The sequence below is a fragment of the Nonomuraea sp. NPDC046570 genome (assembly GCF_040645915.1).
Taxonomy (GTDB): domain Bacteria; phylum Actinomycetota; class Actinomycetes; order Streptosporangiales; family Streptosporangiaceae; genus Nonomuraea.
This window is the reverse complement of record NZ_JBEYZF010000012.1, coordinates 65,723-82,886: the sequence shown is the minus strand read 5'-3', so window position 1 is coordinate 82,886 and position 17,164 is coordinate 65,723. Positions and strand designations below refer to the sequence as shown.

Below are 17,164 nucleotides of genomic sequence, written 5' to 3'. Positions count from 1 at the left end.
CGGGCCCGCACGGCGAACCGCCGCGGCCAGTCCCTAAACTCGTGGCCATGGACACCCCAGCCGTCGAGGTCATCGATCTGGTCAAAAGGTACGGCGGCACCACCGCCGTCGACGGCCTCACCCTGACCGCCGCGCGCGGGGCGGTCACCGCGATCCTCGGCCCGAACGGCGCGGGCAAGACCTCCACCATCGAGATCTGCGAGGGCTTCCGCGACGCCGACGGCGGCACCGTGCGAGTGCTCGGGGCCGCCCCGGCCGAGCCGTCGCTGCGGGCCCGGGTCGGCGTGATGCTGCAGGCGGGCGGGGTGCCCCCGGCGATGCGCTGCGCCGAGTGGCTGCACCTGGTCTCCCGCTTCTACGCCAGCCCGCTCGACTGGCGGGCCCTGCTGGGGCGCCTGGGCCTGGACGGGCACGCGCGCACGCCGTACCGGCGGCTGTCGGGCGGGCAGCAGCAGCGGCTGTCGCTGGCGGCGGCCGTCGTCGGGCGGCCCGAGCTGGTCTTCCTGGACGAGCCGACCGCGGGCCTGGACCCACAGGCCCGGCACGCCTGCTGGGAGCTGGTCGCCGACCTGCGGGCGAGCGGCGTGTCCATCGTGCTCACCACCCACCACATGGACGAGGCCGAGCGGCTGGCCGACCATGTGGTCATCATCGACCGGGGCCGGGTGGTGTCGGAGGGCAGCCCCAGCACGCTGACCGGCGCCGAACGCCAGCTCCGCTTCCGGGCCAGGCCGGGGCTGGGGCTGGAGGAGCTGCTCAACGCGCTGCCGGCCGGGAGCGCGGCCAAGGAGTCCCCGGCGGGCCACTACATCATCGAGGGCCAGGTCGACCCCGGGCTGCTGGCGACGGTCACCTCGTGGTGCGCGGCCGAGGGCGTGACGGCCGACGACCTCAGCATCGAGCGCCGCACGCTGGAAGACGTCTTCCTCGAACTGACAGGACGCGAGCTGCGATGACCACCCTCGACCTCACCCCCGCGCCGGGGGCGGCGCCGTTCCCCCGCATGGTGCTCGCGCAGGCGGGCGCCGAGACGCGGGCGATCCTGCGCAACGGCGAGCAGCTCTTGCTGACGCTGATCATCCCGGTGCTGCTGCTGGTCGGCTTCTCCATGGCCCCGCTCATCGACGTGGGCGGCGGGCGGCGGATCGACTTCCTGGCGCCGGGGGTGCTGGCGCTGGCGATCATGTCGACGGCGTTCACCGGCCAGGCCATCGGCACGGGCTTCGAGCGCCGCTACGGCGTGCTGAAGCGGCTGGGCGCCACTCCCCTGTCGCGGGCCGGGCTCATGCTGGCCAAGACGCTGGCGGTGATCGCGGTGGAGCTGGTGCAGGTCGCGGTGATCGTCGCGGTGGCACTGGCGCTCGGCTGGCGGCCCGCCGGGACGTGGCCGGCGGCGATCCTGCTGATCCTGCTCGGCACCGCCGCCTTCAGCGGGCTCGGCCTGCTGATGGCCGGCACGCTGCGGGCCGAGGCGACGCTCGCGGCGGCCAACCTGGTGTACCTGGTGCTGCTGGGGTGCGGGGGCGTGATCTTCCCGCTGTCGGTCTTCCCCGACGGGGTGGAGCCGGTGCTCGCGGTGCTGCCGATCTCGGCGCTGGCCGGGGGGCTGCGCCAGGTGCTGACCGAGGGCGCGGCCCTGCCGCTGGCCGAGGCGGGCATCCTGGCGGCGTGGGCGGTCCTGTCGCTGGCCGCCGCGGCCCGCGCGTTCCGCTGGGAGTGACGGGAGCGGGGGCCGAACCTGTCGGTGGGCGTGAGTAGGCTCTGCCGAGCACTGCCCACCAGCTTCCCCTAGGAGTTCCTTGTGACCGCCGACGCCGTGGACGGCCCCTTCGACGGCTTCGAGTCCCGGCCGCCGAAGCCGGGCGCGTTCCTGCGGTCGGCCTCCGACTCGATCCCGCCGTCGGGGCTGGTGCTGCTGGCGATCTTCTCGGTGCAGCTCGGCGCGGGGTTCGCCAAGGAGCTGTTCGCCGCGATGCCGCCGAGCGCGGTGGTGTTCCTGCGCATCGCGGCCGGCGCGCTGATCATCGGGCTGGTCGCCCGGCCCAGGTTCAAGGGGCTCACCTGGCGGGACGTGGGAGTCGGCGTGGCCTTCGGCGCCACCCTCGCGCTGATGAACCTGTCCTTCTACGAGGCGCTGGCCAGGCTGCCCATGGGCATCGCGGTGGCGATCGAGTTCCTCGGCCCGCTGGGCGTCGCGGTGGCGGCCTCGCGCCGGCGGCTCGACCTGCTCTGGGTCGGCCTGGCCGCGGTGGGCGTGGCGCTGATGGCGCCGTGGAGCGAGTCGGCGACGGTGAGCTGGCTCGGCATCGGCTTCGCGCTGGTGGCGGGCGTCTGCTGGGCGGGCTACATCCTGCTGTCGGCCTCCGTGGGCCGCCGCTTCCCCGGCGCGTCCGGGCTGTCGCTGGCGATGATCGTGTCAGCGCTGCTGATCGCGCCCGTCGGGATCAGTACCGGCGGCGCCGACCTGCTGCAGCCCGAACTGCTGCTGATCGGCCTGGGCGTCGGGCTGCTGTCGTCGGTGATCCCGTACTCGCTGGAGCTCAACGCGCTGCGCCGGATGCCCAAGCACGTGTTCGGCATCCTGATGAGCCTGGAGCCCGCCGCCGCCGCCCTGGTCGGCCTGGTGGTGCTCGGCGAGATCCTGGGCGTCCAGCAGTGGGCGGCGATCATCTGCATCGTGGCGGCCAGCCTGGGCGCGACCCGTACCTGACCGCGTGCGCGCCTTCTCGCGCGGGTGGCGGGTGGGGCTGTCGCCGGGTGCCGGGTCGTGTGCATGCTGGACGGGAGTCGCGAGGAGGCGGGATGCCCGGTCGGCCAGGGCTGCTGGTACTCATGGGGTCGGGTGAGACGAGCCCGACGATGGTGGAGACGCACCGCCGGGTGGTCCGCGCGCTGGGCGCGGCCCCGCGCGCGGTGCTGCTCGACACCCCTTACGCCTTCCAGGAGAACGCGGCGGACATCTCCGCGCGGGCGCGGGCCTACTTCTCGCGCAGCGTCGGCCTGCGCGTCGAGGCGGGCGCAGCGGTCGCGGGCGCCGACTGGGTGTTCTCCGGTCCCGGCAGCCCGACGTACGCGCTGGAGCGCTGGGCGCGCACCTCTGTGGCCGGGGACCTGCGGGCCCGGGTGCGCTCGCGCGAGGGCGCCACGGTGCTGGCCTCGGCGGCGGCCTGTACGGCGGGCGTGGCCACCGTGCCGGTGTACGAGATCTACAAGGTCGGCGCGGAGCCGTACTGGGGCGAGGGGCTGGACCTGCTCGCGCCGCTCGGCCTGCGGGTGGTGATGATCCCGCACTTCGACAACGCCGAGGGCGGCACCCACGACACCCGCTTCTGCTACCTGGGCGAGCGGCGGCTGGCGCTGATGGAGCCGATGCTGCCGGAGGGCACGGCCGTGCTCGGCATCGACGAGCACACCGCGCTGGTGGTCGACCTGCGCGGCGAGCGGGTGCGGGTGGAGGGGCGGGGCGCGGTGACGGTTCGGCTGCCCGGCTCACGGGCGGTGCTGCCGGCGGGTACCCGCACCGATCTGGACGAGCTGCGGCGGCTGGCGCGGGGCGCGGGCGGGCGGCCGGTCCCGGTGGCCGGGCGAGCGGCCGGGCCGCCCGAGGTGACGCTGGCGGAGGTGGCGCGGGAGTGCGCGGGCCGGTTCGAGCGGGCGCTGACGGGACGGGACTCGGCGGGGGCGACGCGGGCCGTGCTCGACCTGGAGGCGGCGATCGCGCTCTGGGCGGCCGACACGGAGGAGGACGAGGGCGGCGTGGAGCGGGCGCGTGAGACGCTGCGCGGGCTCGTCGCCGAGCTCGGGGAGGCGGCGGGGGCCTGGTGGGCGGGCGACCTGGTGGACGGTCTGCTGACGCTCAGGACGCGGCTGCGGCAGCACGGTGACTACCGGGTGGCGGACGGGCTGCGCGAGGCGCTGCGGTCGGCGGGGGTGCTGGTCGAGGACACCCCCGACGGGCCACGGTGGACCAGGTCCGGCTGAGCGCTACTCGGAGCGGTTCGCCCAGATGCCGCGTACGTGCTGGATGTGGTCGCCCATGATGCTCTGCGACGCCGCCCTGTCGCCGCTCTTCAGCGCGTCCAGCAGGGCGAGGTGCTCGCGGGCCGACTCGGTCAGGGTGCCGCGCTGCGACAGCTCCGACAGGCCGTACAGGCGGGCCCGGTTGCGTAGGTCGCGGACCACCTCGACGAGGTGCAGGTTGCCGGACAGGGTGAGCAGCTCCACGTGGAAGCGCAGGTCGGCGTCCACGTAGCCGAGCAGGTCGCCGCGTTCGGCCGCGTCGACGATCTCCTGGGCGACGGGCCGGAGCCGCTCGAACTCCTCGGCCCTGCCGGCGTCCGCCAGCCTGGCGATGGTGGGGATCTCGATGAGCTGGCGGATCTCGGTCAGCTCGTCGAGGTCGCGTTCGGACAGCTCGGTGACCCGGAAGCCCTTGTTGCGCACCGCCTCGACCAGGCCCTCCTTGGCCAGGTCGAGCATGGCCTCGCGGACCGGCGTGGCCGAGACGCCGAACTGGGAGGCCAGCACGGGCGCGGAGTAGACCACCCCCGGTCGCATCTCGCCCGTGATGAGCGCGGCACGCAACGCGTGCGCGACCTGCTCGCGCAGGCTCTGCCGCTCACCCACGACCGGAAGGTCGAGCCGATCCTCCGCAGCCATCCCGGCTTCCCTACTTTCGTCCGTCAGTGTGCCCACGACTCGTACGCGGCCGCCGCGACCACCAGGTCCTCCCACGCCATGCCCACGCTCTTGAAGACGCGCGGGCCGCGGCCGGTCGGCACGCGGCCGGTGATCAGCTCGGCGAGGTTGCCGGCGAGATGACCACTCGTGATCGTACCGTGGCGCAGGGGGACGATCACATCCCCCGCCTCGGCCAGCGCGGCCGAGCGGGCCTCGACGACCAGCGTGGCACGGGCGACGAGGCCGCCGTCGAGCTCGCGGGCGTCGGGCTCGTGCGATCCGACGGCGACGACCGTGGCGTCGTCGCGGGTGAGCATACCGTCGAAAAGGGGCTCCCTGGCGGTGGTGCAGCAGGCGACCAGGTCGGCCCGCCTGATCGCGGCCGCGACCTGGTCGGTGGTCCACACCGCTTCGGCGGTCAGGCCGAGATCGCGGCAGCGGGCGGCGAACGCCTCGGCGCGGCCGGGGTCGCGCCCGGCGACCGTGACCCGCTCCACCGGCCGTACGGCCCGCAGCGCCCGCACGTGCCCCCACGCCTGCGGTCCCGTGCCGAAGACGACCAGCTCACGCGCGCCGGGACGGGCCAGGTGCCTGACGGCCAGGGCCGAGACGGCGGGGGTGCGCAGCGAGGTGAGCGCGATCCCGTCCATCGCGGCCACCGGCGCCAGGGTGTCACCGTCGAACAGCAGGTACGTGCCCTGGATGCGGGGCAGGCCGCGGGCCGGGTTCCCGGCCACCACGCTGGCGATCTTGACGCCCGCGTACCGCCCGGCCGCGGCGGGCATCATGAGCATCTGCCCGGCCGGGAGTTCGGTGAGGGAGCGCGGCGGCGTCTCCTCCGGGTCGAGCCCGGCGCGCAGCGCGTCCTCCAGCACCTGGACGGCCTGCTCCATGGACACCAGCCGCTCCACGGCCGCCGCGTCGAGATATGGCAGCCCGCTCATGCCGGGACCTCCTTGGGGGTGGTGGCCGGTCGGGGCGAGGGGCGCGGGCCTCGCCCCGACCGGGTTGTGAGGGGGCGTCATCGGAGGGTGAACCCCGTGCCGACCGGATCGCGCGGGTCGAGCTCGAACTCGTGCCTGCCGGTCCGGTAGGCCATGCCCTCGATCTCGGGCACCACGCCGTCCGGCGTCACGTCGGCGACGCGGGCGAGGAACGTGCTGCCCACGATGCCCTCGTGCACGAGCGTCCCGGTGAACCCCTCCTCGTGCAGCAGCGCGAGCCGGGCGGCCGTGCCGGACCCGCACGGCGACCTGTCCACCTCGCCGTCGGCGAACACCGTCACATTGCGCTGCCGGTCCGGGCCGAGGACGTCGTAGAAGATCACCCCGTAGATTCCGGACAGCCGCTCGTCGCCCGGGTGCCGGGCGGCGGGGTGGTCGGCCAGGGCGGCCTTGATCCGCCGCCCGTGCGCGATCAGCGCGGTCAGGTGCTCGGGGGTGACGCTCGCGCCGACGGCCGAGGCAGGCAGTGAGGCGTAGATCGCGCCGCCGTAGGAGAGGTCCACCGGCACGCCGCCCGCGTCGACGGCGCGTGCGATCACGTACGAGGAGACGTTCCTGAAGGTGACGGACTCGATCGTGCCGGCGCGGCACAGCACCCGTGCGGTGACCCGCCCGGAGGGCACGTCGATCACCACGTCGGTGGCGCCGTCGGGGTCGGCGGCGACCAACCCCTCCTGTACGGCGTGCACCCCCAAGGCGATCGTGCCGTGACCACAGGCGGTGGAGTAGCCGTCCTTGTGCCAGAACAGCACCCCGAGGTGCGCGCCGGGGTCGTCGGGCGGTACCAGGAAGCAGCCGTACATGTCGGCGTGCCCGCGCGGCTCGTGGCAGAGCAGCCGGCGCACCTCGTCGAACTCCGGCTTGGCCGCGTTGCCCCGGCGTTCGAGGACGTCGTCGCCGGGGATCGGCGCCGGCCCCTCGACGACGACGCGGAACGGCTCGCCTCCCGTGTGGTAGTCGACCGTGCGAATCATGTCCCTCCCAGGTAGGCCTCGACGACTTTGGGTTCCTCGCGCAGCGACGCGGCGGGCCCGTCCAGGACACATGCCCCGCTCTCCAGAACGTAGCCGCGATGGGCGATCTTCAAGGCCGCCGCGGCGTTCTGCTCGACGAGCAGGACCGAGGTGCCGTCGGTGTTGATGTCGCGGATCAGGTCCATGATCTGCGCGACGATCAGCGGGGCCAGGCCCATGGACGGTTCGTCGAGCAGCAGCAGTTTGGGGCCGGTCACCAGCGCCCGGCCGATGGCCAGCATCTGCTGCTCGCCGCCGGACAGGGTGCCGCCGTGCTGGGCGCGCCGCTCGGCCATCCGCGGCAGCAGCTCGTAGACGCGTTCGACGCGCCGCCGTAGCTCGACCTGGTCGCGCACGAGGTAGCCGCCGAGCTGGAGGTTCTCGTGCACGCTCAGCGTGCTGAAGATCTTCCGGCCTTCGGGGACGTGCACCAGGCCGGCGGCGGTGATGCGGTGCGGGCGCCGGCGGGTGATGTCGTCGCCCTGGAAGGCGACGGTGCCGCCGCTGGGCCGTACCAGGCCGGAGATCGCCGACAGGGTGGTGGTCTTGCCCGCACCGTTGTTGCCGAGCAGCGCGACGATCTCGCCCTCGGCGACGGACAGGGACAGGCCGCGCAGCGCGTGCACGCCGTCGTAGTGCACGTCGAGGCCGTCGATCTCAAGCATGGGCGTCGCTCCCGAGGTAGGCCTCGATGACGGCGGGGTCGCGGCGGACGTCCTCGGGCCGCCCGTCGGCGATCTCCTTGCCGAAGTTGAGCACCACGACCCGCTCCGACACCTGCATGACCAGGCCCATGTCGTGCTCGATGAGCACGATCGCGGTGCCCAGTTCCTGGATGCGCCGGATCAGGTCGAGCATCTCGGCCTTCTCCCCCTGGTTGAGCCCGGCGGCGGGCTCGTCCAGGAGCAGCAGCTCCGGCCTGCGGGCCAGGGCGCGGGCGATCTCCACCCGGCGCTGCTCGCCGTAGGGCAGGTGGCGGGCGGCGTTGTAGCGGTCGCCGCGCAGGCCGACGAAGTCGAGCCAGTGGTGGGCCTGCTCGGTGCACTCCCGCTCCGAGCGCCGGTAGCGCGGGGTGTGCAGCAGCGCGTCGAAGATGTTCTGCTTCAGCCACAGGTGGCTGCCCGCGCGCACGTTGTCCAGCACCGACAGCTCGCCGAACAGGCGCAGGTTCTGGAAGGTGCGCGAGATGCCGAGCCCGGCGATCGCCGAGGGCCGCAGGCCGATCACCGAACGGCCCTGGAAGGTGATGCTTCCCGCGGTGGGCCGGTAGAAGCCGGTGACGCAGTTGAAGGCGGAGGTCTTGCCCGCGCCGTTCGGGCCGATGACCGAGACGATCTCCGAGGCGCCGACGGAGAAGGACAGCCCGTCGATGGCCAGCAGCCCGCCGAACGACAGCCGCAGGTCCTGTACGGCCAGCACGCTCACTTCAACGCCTCCTTCGATCGGGCCGGCCAGATGCCCTGGGGCCTGAACAGCATGAAGACGATCAGCAGCACGCCGAACGCGAAGTACCGGTAGTCGGCGAAGTCGCGCAGCAGCTCGGGCAGCACGCTGATGACGACCGCGCCGATCACCACGCCGGGCACCGAGCCCATGCCGCCCAGGACGACGGCCATGAGCACCAGCGCCGAGGCCAGGAAGCTGAAGCTGCCGGGCGAGATGGCCGAGAGCTGCCCGGCCAGCAGCACGCCCGCCAGACCGCCCCAGACCGCTCCGGCGATGTAGGCGGCCAGCTTGACCCGGTAGGTGTGCACGCCGGTGGCCTCGGCGGCGTCCTCGTCCTCGCGGACGAACCGCCAGGCCCGGCCGAGGCGTGAGCGGCCGAGCCGGGCGGCGCCGAGGACGGCCACCGCGACGATGACCACGGTGATGTAGTAGACGGCGGCCGGGCTGTCGGCCAGCGCGGGGATGCCGTAGATGCCCGACGGGCCGCCGGTGATGTCCAGGTTGTTGGCGGTGATCCGGATGATCTCGCCGAAACCCAGGGTCACGATGGCCAGGTAGTCACTGCGCAGCCGGAGCGTGGGGATGCCGATCACGATCCCCGCGATCACCGTGGTGACCAGCACCACCGGGACGGTGGCGAGCAGCGGCAGGTCGAACCGGGTGGCGACGACGCCGCTGGTGTAGGCGCCGACGGCGAAGAACGCCGCGTAGCCGAGGTCCAGCAGGCCGCAGTAGCCGACGACGATGTTCAGCCCCGAGGCGAGCATCACGAAGATGGCCGCGCTGGTCAGGATCGTCAGCGTGTACTGCGAGGCGTCCACGAACGGGAACAGCAGCGCGACGGCCAGCCCCGCCAGCCCGGCCCAGCGGTTCTGCAGGACCTTCGACATCCGGGTGGGCGGGCGGCCCTTGCCCAGCACGCGCGGCGGCGCGGAGGTGCTCATACCCGCTCCGTCACGCGTTCGCCGAGCAGGCCGGTGGGCCGCACGGTCAGGAACAGGATCAGCACGCCGAAGGCGAACACGTCGCGCCACTCGCCGCCCAGCCAGTAGGTGCCGAACGACTCCAGCAGGCCGAGCACCAGGCCGCCCAGCATGGTGCCGGGGATGTTGCCGATACCGCCGATGACGGCGGCGGTGAACGCCTTGAGCCCGATGAGGAAGCCCATCAGGAAGTCGATCTTCCCGTAGTAGGCGCCCGCCATCACGCCCGCCGCGCCCGCCAGGGCCGAGCCCAGGAAGAACGTGCGGGAGATCACGGCGTTCACGTCGATGCCCATGAGCGCGCTGGTGCGCGGGTCGAGCGCGATGGCCCGCATGGCGCGGCCCTCGCGGGTCTTGGTGACCAGCAGGTTGAGGCCGACCATCAGCAGGACGGCGAAGCCGACCAGGACGAGTTGCTGCACGGTCAGGCGGGCGCCGAACACCTGCAGGGCGGTGCCGTCGAGCCGGACGGAGTAGACGAGGGGGTCGGCGCCGGCGACGATGCGCATGCCGTACTCGAGGGCGAAGGAGGCGCCGACGGCGGTGATCAGCAGGGAGAGCCGGGGGGCGCCGCGGAGCGGGCGGTAGGCCACCCGCTCCAGCACCACTCCGGCCAGCCCGGTGGTCACCATGGTGAGCAGGAGTACGGCCAGCAGCACCGGGAGCGTCATAGCCGGGGAGACGCCGCCGAGTGTGGCCAGGACGGCGAAGCCGGTGAAGGCGCCGAGCATGTACAGGTCGCCGTGCGCGAAGTTGAGCAGCTTCATGATCCCGTAGACCATGCTGTAGCCCAGCGCCACGAGGGCGTAGAACGAGCCGACGAACAGCCCGTTCCAGACGAGTTGGGTCATGTGAGGGAGTCCTGGAGGGCGAACTTGCCGCCCTTCCAGACGAGGATCTGGAAGCCGCCGGTGGACAGCGTGTGCTCGGGGGTGAACTTCAGCGGGCCGGAGAACATCTGGAAGCCGTCGATGCCCTCCAGCGCCGCGATCACCTTGGCGCTGTCGGTGCCGCCGGCCTTGGTGACGGCTTCGGCGGCCAGCCGTACCGCGTCGTAGGCCTGGTTGGAGTAGGGGCCGGGGTCGGCGCTGTACTTGGTCTTGTAGGCGGTGATCCAGGACTCGGCGCCCTTGAGCGTGTCGGGGGTCTGGGTCATGGTCGCGTAGACGCCGTCGGCGACCTCGCCGCCGGCGATCTCGGCCAGCTTCGGCGAGACCGAGCCGTCGCCGACCATGATGCCGCCCTTGTAGCCGGCCTGCCTGAGCTGCCGGACGATCAGGCCGCCTTCCTGGAAGTAGCCGGTCCAGTAGACGAAGTCGGGCTTCTTGGACAGCACGTTGGTGATGTTGGCGCTGTAGTCGCTCTCCTTGGGGGTGACCGCCTCGGTGATCACGACCTTGTCGCCGAGCAGCGGCTCGGCGCGGACCGCGATGTCTTTGGAGTAGCTGGTGTTGTCGTGCATGAGGGCGACCTTGGTGGCGCCCTGCTTGGTGATCCACTTCTCGGCGGCGGCGGACTGCTGCGCGCCGGTGCCGTTGATCAGGAAGACGTGCTTGAGCTTCTGGTCGACGAGTTCCTGCGAGTTGGCCGCGGGAATGATCATCGGGATGTTCGCCTTGCCGAACACCGGAAGCGTGGGCAGGGTGGCGCCGGAGCAGTAGCCGCCGACCGAGACGTGCACGCCCTGGGTGACCAGCTTGTTGGCCGCCGCCACCGCCGACTGCGCGTCGCACGCGTCGTCGGCGGGCCTTAATTCCAGCTTGCGGCCGAGCACGCCGCCCTTGGCGTTGATCTCGTCGATCGCGAGCTGGGCCGCGTTGGTCATGTACGGGCCGATGGCGGCCTCACTGCCCGACTGGGGGACGAGCATGCCCAGCAGGATCGGGCCCGCCTCCTTGGCCTGCCCGCCCTCCTTGGGCGCCGCGTCGTCATTCAGAAGTCCTTGTCCGCATCCGGCCATCAGCAGTGTCGCCACCACCAGTGGGAGAACGTGAGCCTTGCGCATGTGACTCTCCTCACGAAAAGCGATGTGTGACATCCCATGAGCGGAGCCGACTGCCGTCAAGGTCCGATATCAGACCGTTAACGTCCGCTTAAGAATGTCGAGGGGCGATGGTGACGTCAGAGCTGAAACCCCTCAGGGAACGGATCGCTCGGGTCGAGGAAGTACTGCGCGGTCCCGGTGATCCAGGCCCGCCCGGTGATCGTCGGCAGGACGGCCTGGTGCGGCCCCACCGCGGTGGTGCCGGTGAGCCTGCCGACGAAGCGGGTGCCGATGAACGACTCGTTGACGAAGTCGGTGTCCAGCGGCAGCTCACCCCGGGCGTGCAACTGCGCCATACGCGCGCTGGTGCCGGTGCCGCAGGGCGAGCGGTCGAACCAGCCGGGGTAGATGGCCATCGCGTGCCTGGAGTGGGCGGCGTCGGAGCCGGGGGCGGTGAAGTACACGTGGTGACAGCCGCGGATGCGGTCGTCCTCCGGGTGCACCGGCTCGTCGGTGGCGTCGATCGCCGCCATCGTGGCCAGCCCGGCCGCGATGATCTCGTTCTTGGCGGCCCGGTCGAACGGCAGCTTGTAGTCGTCCAGGTCCACGATGGCGTAGAAGTTGCCGCCGTAGGCCAGGTCGTAGCGGATCCGCCCGAAGCCGGGCACGTCCACGTGGGCGTCGAGCCGGTCGGCGTAGGCGGGGACATTCCGCAGGGTGACCGCGGTGGCGGCGCCGTCCTCGACGGCGACGTCCACCTCGACCAGTCCCGCCGGCACCTCCAGGCGGATCGTGGTGACCGGCTCGGTCACCTCGACCATGCCGGTCTCGACCAGCACCGTCGCCACCCCGATGGTGCCGTGGCCGCACATCGGCAGATACCCCGACACCTCGATGAACAGCACGGCCCAGTCGGCGTCCGGCCGGGTCGGCGGCTGCAGGATGGCGCCGCTCATCGCGGCGTGGCCGCGCGGCTCGTTCATCAGCAGTTGCCGGATGTGGTCGAGGTTGTCGCGGAAGTACACCCGCCGCTCGGCCATGGTGGCGCCGGGGATCACGCCCACGCCGCCGGTGATCACTCGGGTCGGCATGCCCTCGGTGTGCGAGTCGACCGCGTGGAAGATCCGCTTGGTCCTCATCGAAGCCCCTCCGCCAGCACCTTCTCCGTGGCGGCCCGTACGGCGGCGGCCTGCTCGGGGGTCAGCTCCAGCCGGGGCGGGCGGCACCGGCCGCCGGGCCGACCGGCCAGGTCCATGGACAGCTTGATGGCCTGCACGAACTCGGTCTTGGAGTCCCAGCGCAGCAGCGGGTGCAGCTTGCGGTAGAGCGGCAGGGCGGTGTCCAGGTCGCCCGCCATGGCGGCGTGGTAGAGGGCGGCGTGGGAGGCGGGCAGCGCGTTGGGGAAGCCCGCGATCCAGCCGACCGCGCCGGCCAGGGCCACCTCCACCAGCACGTCGTCGGAGCCGATCAGCACGTCGAGCCCCGGGGCGAGCTCGGCGATCTCATAGGCCCTGCGCACGTCGCCGGTGAACTCCTTCACCGCGACGACCAGCCCCTCGTCGTACAGCCTGGCCAGCAGCGCCGGGGTGAGGTCGACCTTGGTGTCGTGCGGGTTGTTGTAGGCGACGATCGGCAGGCCCGCCCTGGCCACCTCGCGGTAGTGCTCCACGACGACGCGCTCGTCGGCGCGGTAGGCGTTCGGCGGCAGCAGCATGACCGCCTGGCAGCCCGCCTCGCCGGCCTGCTCGGCCCAGCGCCGCGCCTCGCGCGAGCCGTAGGCGCCGACGCCCGGCAGCACGTTGCCGCCGCCGATGGCCTCGACCGCGGTGGTCACCACCCTGGCGCGCTCCTCCTCGCTCAGCGTCTGGTACTCGCCGAGCGAGCCGTTGGGGGCCACGCCGTCACAGCCCTGCTCGACCAGCCAGCTGCAGTGCTCGGCGAAGCCCTCGAAGTCCACCGAAAGGTCATCGCGCATGGGGAGCGCCGTGGCCACCATCACGCCGTGCCATGGCTTAACGCGATTTGTCATCAGAAATCCTCTCATCGTGTTTCAACGCACTGGGGTCTGGAAAGTCGGGTGGGGCGCTCTTCTGGAGCGCTCCGAGGGTGATCGGCTGGGCTATCGGGCGGCGGGGCTGCTGGGGCTGCTCACCGGCCAGGCAGGCGACCGCGTAGCCGCACATCCGGCCCTGGCACCAGCCCATTCCCGCGCGGGACAGGAGTTTGACCGAGCGCGCGTCGGTGGCGCCGAGCTCCCGCGCCTCGCGCACGGCCGACAGCGGCACCTCCTCGCAGCGGCACACGAGCGTGTCGTCCGCGAGCCACGACCGCCAGCCGTCGCGCACCGGGTACGCCTCCAGCAGCGCCCGCGCGAACCCGCGCAGCCGCGCCCTGCGCCGCACCAGCACCCCTGCCCCTCGTCCGAGCCCTGCCCCGCCCACGCCGGCGCCGGGGGACGGGGCGGGAGCGTTCCCACCTCGGCTCCGGGCGATGGCCAGGCCCGCGATGCGGCCCTCCACCTCCGCCAGGACCGCGCCGCCCACGCCGGTCGGCTCGCCCGCCGCCCAGACGCCCGGCACGCTGGTGCGCTGGGCCGCGTCCACGGTGACGACGGGGCTGCCGTCGAGGTCGTGGGCGGTGTCGCAGCCGAGCTGGGTGAGCAGCTCCAGCTGGGGCGTGAAGCCGTACCCGACGGCGAGGGTGTCGCACTCGACGGTCCGGGTGGCGCGCACGTGCCAGTCGCGGTCGAGCTCGGCGACCGTCACGTGGGTGAGCTCGTCCCCGCCGTGCGCCGCCACGACCGCCTGCCTGGTCCGGTACGGCACGCGCCGCCGTGCCAGGGCGAGCCCGTAGCCTGCGGCCTCGCCCGCCTTGCCCAGCGCGAGCAGCGGATGCCTGGCCAGCCCGAGCCCGCCGTTGGCCTCGTACACGCCCAGCACCCGCGCCCCCGCCGAGGCCAGCCCGGCGGCGACGGGCAGCAGGAACGGACCGGTGCCGGAGACGACCACCCGCCTGCCCGCGACCACGAGGTTGCCCTTGAGCAGCGCCTGCGCCCCGCCCGCGGTGAGCACGCCGGGCAGGTCCCAGCCGGGGAAGGGCAGCGGCCGGTCGTGCGCGCCGGTGGCGACCAGCAGCCGCCTCGCCGCCACCACGACGGGCCGGTCGTCGCGCAGCGCGTGCACCCGGAAGGGCGCGGCCTCGGCGGCGCCGGAGGCGACGCGTTCCACCGTCCACACCTGGTGTCCCAGCAGGAGGTCGGCGCGGTCGGCGAGCGCGGCGCCCTGGCGCAGGAAGCGGTCGAGGCCGTGGTGGAACGCTCCCGGGTCGGACGCCTGGAGGCTCGCGGGCGGGTGCCGGAAGTACTGGCCGCCGAGCCGCGCTCCGCCGTCCAGGAGGGCCACCCGCAGCCCGGCCTGGGCGGCGGTCAGCGCGCCGGCCACGCCCGCGGGCCCGCCGCCGATGACGGCCAGGTCGTAGCAGGTCATGAGGTGGTCACCTCGTCTCCCGGTGCCGCCTCGACCAGGCAGGCGCGCTGCTCGGCCCGGCCGTTGACGGTGATGAGGCAATCGAAACAGACGCCGATGCCGCAGAACAGCCCGCGCGGGCGCCCGCCGAACCTGGTCGTGCGCCACGACCTGATGCCGGCCGCGTGCAGCGCCGCGCCGAGCGTCTGGCCGGGCAGCACCGGCACGGGCCGCCCGTCCACGGTGATCTCGAAGGGTCGTGCCCCCACCTTCATGCCGTCTCTCCTTCGGGGAACCTGTCCGGGCGGAAGGGCTTCAGGTCGAGGTCGGTTCGTTCGCCGCCGAGCCGCTGGGCGAGCAGGTGGCCGGTGGCGGGGGCGAGCCCGATGCCCGCGCCCTCGTGCCCGCACGCGTGGTAGAGGCCGGGCAGGCGGGGGTCCTCGCCGATGACCGGCAGGTGGTCGGGGCAGTACGGCCGGAAGCCGCAGTAGGTCCTGATCACCCTGACCTCGCGCAGCACGGGGAAGAGCGCGGTCGCCTGCGCGGCCAGCCGCCCGAGCACCGGGATCGACGGGGTCCGGTCGAAGCCCACCCGCTCCCGGCTCGCGCCGATGAGCACGGGCCCGGCCGGGGTGCCCTCGACCACGGCGGAAGTCTCCAGGCCCGCGGAGTCACTGGCCACGTTGGTGACGTACGCGGCGGTGTAGACCTTGTGCCTGATCAGCGGCCGCCGCAGCGGTTCGGTGACCAGGATGAAGCCGCGCCTAGGCAGGACCGGCAGGTGTACCCCGGCCATGGCGGCGATCTCGCCGCCCCAGGTGCCCGCCGCGTTGACGACCGCGCCGGCCAGGATGTCGCCCGCGTCGGTGCGCACCCCGCTCAGCCGGTCGCCGTCGCGCAGGAAGCCGGTGACGGTGACGCCGGTCCGCAGTTCGAGGGCGCTGCGGCCGAAGCTCTCCCGGCCGTGCCTGATCAGGTGCGCCGCCGCGAGCATCGGCTGGACCTGGGCGTCCTGCGGGTAGAACACCCCGCCGGCCAGCCCGTCGGCGAGGTGCGGCTCGTAGTCGCGCAGCTCGGGGCCGCCGACGACTGCGTGCTCGACGCCCTGCGCGGCGGCCAGCTCCACCAGCCGCTCGCGCACCTCGCCGGTCTCGGCGACGACCAGGCCGCCCTTGGCCTCGAACTCGAAGCCGCCGTGCGCGGCCAGCTCGCGCCACAGCCGGTTGGACAGCAGCGCCAGCTCCAGTTCGGGGCCGGGCTCCTTGTCGGAGACCAGCACGTTCCCCTCGCCTGCGCCGGTCGTGCCACCGGCCACGGGGCCGCGGTCCAGCACCGTGACGTCGAGCCCGGCTCGTGCGGCATAGTAGGCGCAGGCCGCGCCCACGACTCCGGCGCCGATCACGATAACGTCGGGCATCTCCACCTCCTGGCCGGTAATATGTCACATACTTCAGTGAATGGGAAGCACTCCCCCTACGTCTTCCCTGATGGAAGGACCGGCTATCCGCGCCCCTACCATGAAGCCGTGAGTTCAACCACGCGCACCGGCCCCCTCGCCTTCGTCCACTCGTTCTGGTCGCCCACCGCGACCTCGACGCGGCGCTGGGCGCTCACCGCCGTCGTGGCCAACGCGGGCATCACCGTCACCGGCGCGGCGGTCCGCGTCACCGGCTCGGGCCTCGGCTGCCCGACCTGGCCCAAGTGCACGCCGGACAGCTTCGTGCCCGCCGCGCACGACGACATCCCGATGATCAACACACTGATCGAGTTCGGCAACCGGCTGCTCACCTTCGCCGTCCTGGCCGTCGCGGTGGCCTGCGTGCTCGCGGCCCTCCGCCAGACCCCGCGCCGCCCCGGCCTGGTACGGCTGGCCCTGCTGCAGCCCGCCGGCGTGGCCCTGCAGGGCCTGTGGGGCGGCGTGGTCGTGCACTCGGCGCTCAACCCGGTCACGGTCGGCGCGCACTTCCTGATCTCCATCGCGCTGACCGCCGCCTGCTGGCTGATGTACGTCAGGGCGGGCGAGGGCGACGGGCCCGTGCGGGGGCTCGTCCACCGCGACATCAGGATCCTGGGCTACGCGCTCGTGGCGGCGGTGGCCGTGCTGCTGGTCGCCGGCGTGGTGGTCACCGGCACCGGCCCGCACTCGGGCGACGTGCTGGCCTCCCGTTTCGACTTCGACATCGAGACGGTCGCCAGGCTGCACGCCGACATCGTCTACCTCGTCGTCGGCCTGACCTTCGCGCTGCTGTTCGCGCTGCACGTGACCGGCGCGCCCCGGCCGGCCCTGCGGGCGGCGCAACTGCTGCTCGGCATCGAGCTGGCGCAGGGCGTGATCGGCTACACCCAGTACTTCCTGGCCGTGCCCGCGTTCCTGGTCGGGCTGCACGTGCTCGGCTCGACACTGGTGTGGATCTGCTGCCTGAACGTGGTGAGCCGGATGCGCACCCGCGCCGCCCTCCCGGCCGCCTCGGCGCCGCTCGATCACGCGGCGGTCTGACCCCCTCCCCCACCGGTTCCCACCCCCGAAAGCGGGGGGATGTGCCACGATCATGGCTATATGTCCGCCACTCCCCTACCGGCGCGAGGTGGG

Annotated in this window: 18 protein-coding genes; 5 read left to right on the top strand and 13 right to left on the bottom strand. The window is 72.9% G+C overall.

The features are described 5' to 3' along the window. Positions 1-47 precede the first annotated feature (47 nt). The 4 genes from ABZ911_RS20720 to ABZ911_RS20705 all read left to right on the top strand — a co-directional run bounded on the left by ABZ911_RS20720 (position 48) and on the right by ABZ911_RS20705 (position 3,981). Positions 48-956, top strand: a complete 909-nt coding sequence (locus ABZ911_RS20720) for an ABC transporter ATP-binding protein (protein WP_358057848.1) — start codon at positions 48-50, stop codon at positions 954-956. Continuing rightward, positions 953-1,720 (top strand): ABC transporter permease, encoded by a 768-nt coding sequence (locus ABZ911_RS20715; RefSeq protein WP_358057845.1) that lies wholly within the window; start codon positions 953-955, stop codon positions 1,718-1,720. The genes ABZ911_RS20720 and ABZ911_RS20715 overlap by 4 nt, the downstream gene beginning before the upstream one ends. Positions 1,721-1,801: 81 nt before the next feature. Further along, entirely contained in the window at positions 1,802-2,710 is a 909-nt protein-coding gene (locus tag ABZ911_RS20710; protein ID WP_358057843.1) for an EamA family transporter, read from the top strand. Between the two features lie 92 nt (positions 2,711-2,802). Beyond that, entirely contained in the window at positions 2,803-3,981 is a 1,179-nt protein-coding gene (locus ABZ911_RS20705; RefSeq protein ID WP_358057840.1) for a hypothetical protein, read from the top strand. 3 nt (positions 3,982-3,984) lie between these two features. Here the strand turns inward: ABZ911_RS20705 and ABZ911_RS20700 are convergent, their stop codons facing one another. From ABZ911_RS20700 to ABZ911_RS20640, 13 genes are all read right to left on the bottom strand, one after another. Continuing rightward, the gene (locus ABZ911_RS20700) at positions 3,985-4,659 is read right to left on the bottom strand and encodes a GntR family transcriptional regulator (RefSeq protein WP_358057837.1); all 675 of its coding nucleotides are present in this window, start codon (positions 4,657-4,659) and stop codon (positions 3,985-3,987) included. Between the two features lie 23 nt (positions 4,660-4,682). After that, entirely contained in the window at positions 4,683-5,624 is a 942-nt protein-coding gene (locus tag ABZ911_RS20695) for an ornithine cyclodeaminase family protein (RefSeq protein WP_358057834.1), read from the bottom strand. Positions 5,625-5,701: 77 nt separating this feature from the next. Continuing rightward, positions 5,702-6,658 (bottom strand): proline racemase family protein, encoded by a 957-nt coding sequence (locus ABZ911_RS20690; protein WP_358057831.1) that lies wholly within the window; start codon positions 6,656-6,658, stop codon positions 5,702-5,704. Continuing rightward, positions 6,655-7,362, bottom strand: coding sequence for an ABC transporter ATP-binding protein (locus ABZ911_RS20685; protein ID WP_358057828.1), 708 nt, complete (start codon positions 7,360-7,362; stop codon positions 6,655-6,657). The genes ABZ911_RS20690 and ABZ911_RS20685 overlap by 4 nt, the downstream gene beginning before the upstream one ends. Next, positions 7,355-8,122, bottom strand: coding sequence for an ABC transporter ATP-binding protein (locus tag ABZ911_RS20680; protein ID WP_358057825.1), 768 nt, complete (start codon positions 8,120-8,122; stop codon positions 7,355-7,357). The genes ABZ911_RS20685 and ABZ911_RS20680 overlap by 8 nt, the downstream gene beginning before the upstream one ends. Beyond that, positions 8,119-9,087 carry a branched-chain amino acid ABC transporter permease gene (locus ABZ911_RS20675; RefSeq protein WP_358057822.1) on the bottom strand — a complete coding sequence of 323 codons (969 nt, stop codon included), beginning with the start codon at positions 9,085-9,087 and terminating at the stop codon, positions 8,119-8,121. Before ABZ911_RS20675 ends, ABZ911_RS20680 begins: the two co-directional genes overlap by 4 nt. Beyond that, a complete protein-coding gene (locus ABZ911_RS20670; RefSeq protein WP_358057819.1) occupies positions 9,084-9,977 on the bottom strand; it encodes a branched-chain amino acid ABC transporter permease in 894 nt (297 codons plus the stop codon). The genes ABZ911_RS20675 and ABZ911_RS20670 overlap by 4 nt, the downstream gene beginning before the upstream one ends. Further along, positions 9,974-11,131, bottom strand: a complete 1,158-nt coding sequence (locus ABZ911_RS20665; protein ID WP_358057816.1) for a branched-chain amino acid ABC transporter substrate-binding protein — start codon at positions 11,129-11,131, stop codon at positions 9,974-9,976. The genes ABZ911_RS20670 and ABZ911_RS20665 overlap by 4 nt, the downstream gene beginning before the upstream one ends. A gap of 116 nt (positions 11,132-11,247) precedes the next feature. Further along, positions 11,248-12,249, bottom strand: coding sequence for a proline racemase family protein (locus ABZ911_RS20660; RefSeq protein WP_358057813.1), 1,002 nt, complete (start codon positions 12,247-12,249; stop codon positions 11,248-11,250). Continuing rightward, on the bottom strand, positions 12,246-13,139 hold the full coding sequence (locus tag ABZ911_RS20655) for a dihydrodipicolinate synthase family protein (protein ID WP_358057810.1): 894 nt from the start codon (positions 13,137-13,139) through the stop codon (positions 12,246-12,248). Before ABZ911_RS20655 ends, ABZ911_RS20660 begins: the two co-directional genes overlap by 4 nt. Beyond that, positions 13,123-14,595 carry an NAD(P)/FAD-dependent oxidoreductase gene (locus tag ABZ911_RS20650; protein WP_358057807.1) on the bottom strand — a complete coding sequence of 491 codons (1,473 nt, stop codon included), beginning with the start codon at positions 14,593-14,595 and terminating at the stop codon, positions 13,123-13,125. Before ABZ911_RS20650 ends, ABZ911_RS20655 begins: the two co-directional genes overlap by 17 nt. Continuing rightward, positions 14,592-14,849 carry a (2Fe-2S)-binding protein gene (locus ABZ911_RS20645; RefSeq protein WP_358057804.1) on the bottom strand — a complete coding sequence of 86 codons (258 nt, stop codon included), beginning with the start codon at positions 14,847-14,849 and terminating at the stop codon, positions 14,592-14,594. The genes ABZ911_RS20650 and ABZ911_RS20645 overlap by 4 nt, the downstream gene beginning before the upstream one ends. Then, positions 14,846-15,991 (bottom strand): FAD-binding oxidoreductase, encoded by a 1,146-nt coding sequence (locus tag ABZ911_RS20640; protein WP_358057801.1) that lies wholly within the window; start codon positions 15,989-15,991, stop codon positions 14,846-14,848. Before ABZ911_RS20640 ends, ABZ911_RS20645 begins: the two co-directional genes overlap by 4 nt. Before the next feature lie 108 nt (positions 15,992-16,099). On the opposite strand from ABZ911_RS20640, the gene ABZ911_RS20635 reads away from it, so the two are divergent. Further along, positions 16,100-17,071: a COX15/CtaA family protein gene (locus ABZ911_RS20635; RefSeq protein WP_358057798.1), complete on the top strand. Its 972-nt coding sequence runs from the start codon at positions 16,100-16,102 to the stop codon at positions 17,069-17,071. Positions 17,072-17,164: the final 93 nt, after the last annotated feature.

Bases quoted from the DNA above. Each gene is read 5' to 3' on its own strand.
- ABZ911_RS20720 (WP_358057848.1), top strand. From the start codon at position 48: ATGGACACCCCAGCCGTCGAGGTCATCGATCTGGTCAAAAGGTACGGC.
- ABZ911_RS20715 (WP_358057845.1), top strand. From the start codon at position 953: ATGACCACCCTCGACCTCACCCCCGCGCCGGGGGCGGCGCCGTTCCCC.
- ABZ911_RS20705 (WP_358057840.1), top strand. From the start codon at position 2,803: ATGCCCGGTCGGCCAGGGCTGCTGGTACTCATGGGGTCGGGTGAGACG.
- ABZ911_RS20700 (WP_358057837.1), bottom strand. From the start codon at position 4,659: ATGGCTGCGGAGGATCGGCTCGACCTTCCGGTCGTGGGTGAGCGGCAG.
- ABZ911_RS20695 (WP_358057834.1), bottom strand. From the start codon at position 5,624: ATGAGCGGGCTGCCATATCTCGACGCGGCGGCCGTGGAGCGGCTGGTG.
- ABZ911_RS20690 (WP_358057831.1), bottom strand. From the start codon at position 6,658: ATGATTCGCACGGTCGACTACCACACGGGAGGCGAGCCGTTCCGCGTC.
- ABZ911_RS20685 (WP_358057828.1), bottom strand. From the start codon at position 7,362: ATGCTTGAGATCGACGGCCTCGACGTGCACTACGACGGCGTGCACGCG.
- ABZ911_RS20675 (WP_358057822.1), bottom strand. From the start codon at position 9,087: ATGAGCACCTCCGCGCCGCCGCGCGTGCTGGGCAAGGGCCGCCCGCCC.
- ABZ911_RS20670 (WP_358057819.1), bottom strand. From the start codon at position 9,977: ATGACCCAACTCGTCTGGAACGGGCTGTTCGTCGGCTCGTTCTACGCC.
- ABZ911_RS20665 (WP_358057816.1), bottom strand. From the start codon at position 11,131: ATGCGCAAGGCTCACGTTCTCCCACTGGTGGTGGCGACACTGCTGATG.
- ABZ911_RS20660 (WP_358057813.1), bottom strand. From the start codon at position 12,249: ATGAGGACCAAGCGGATCTTCCACGCGGTCGACTCGCACACCGAGGGC.
- ABZ911_RS20655 (WP_358057810.1), bottom strand. From the start codon at position 13,139: ATGACAAATCGCGTTAAGCCATGGCACGGCGTGATGGTGGCCACGGCG.
- ABZ911_RS20650 (WP_358057807.1), bottom strand. From the start codon at position 14,595: ATGACCTGCTACGACCTGGCCGTCATCGGCGGCGGGCCCGCGGGCGTG.
- ABZ911_RS20645 (WP_358057804.1), bottom strand. From the start codon at position 14,849: ATGAAGGTGGGGGCACGACCCTTCGAGATCACCGTGGACGGGCGGCCC.
- ABZ911_RS20640 (WP_358057801.1), bottom strand. From the start codon at position 15,991: ATGCCCGACGTTATCGTGATCGGCGCCGGAGTCGTGGGCGCGGCCTGC.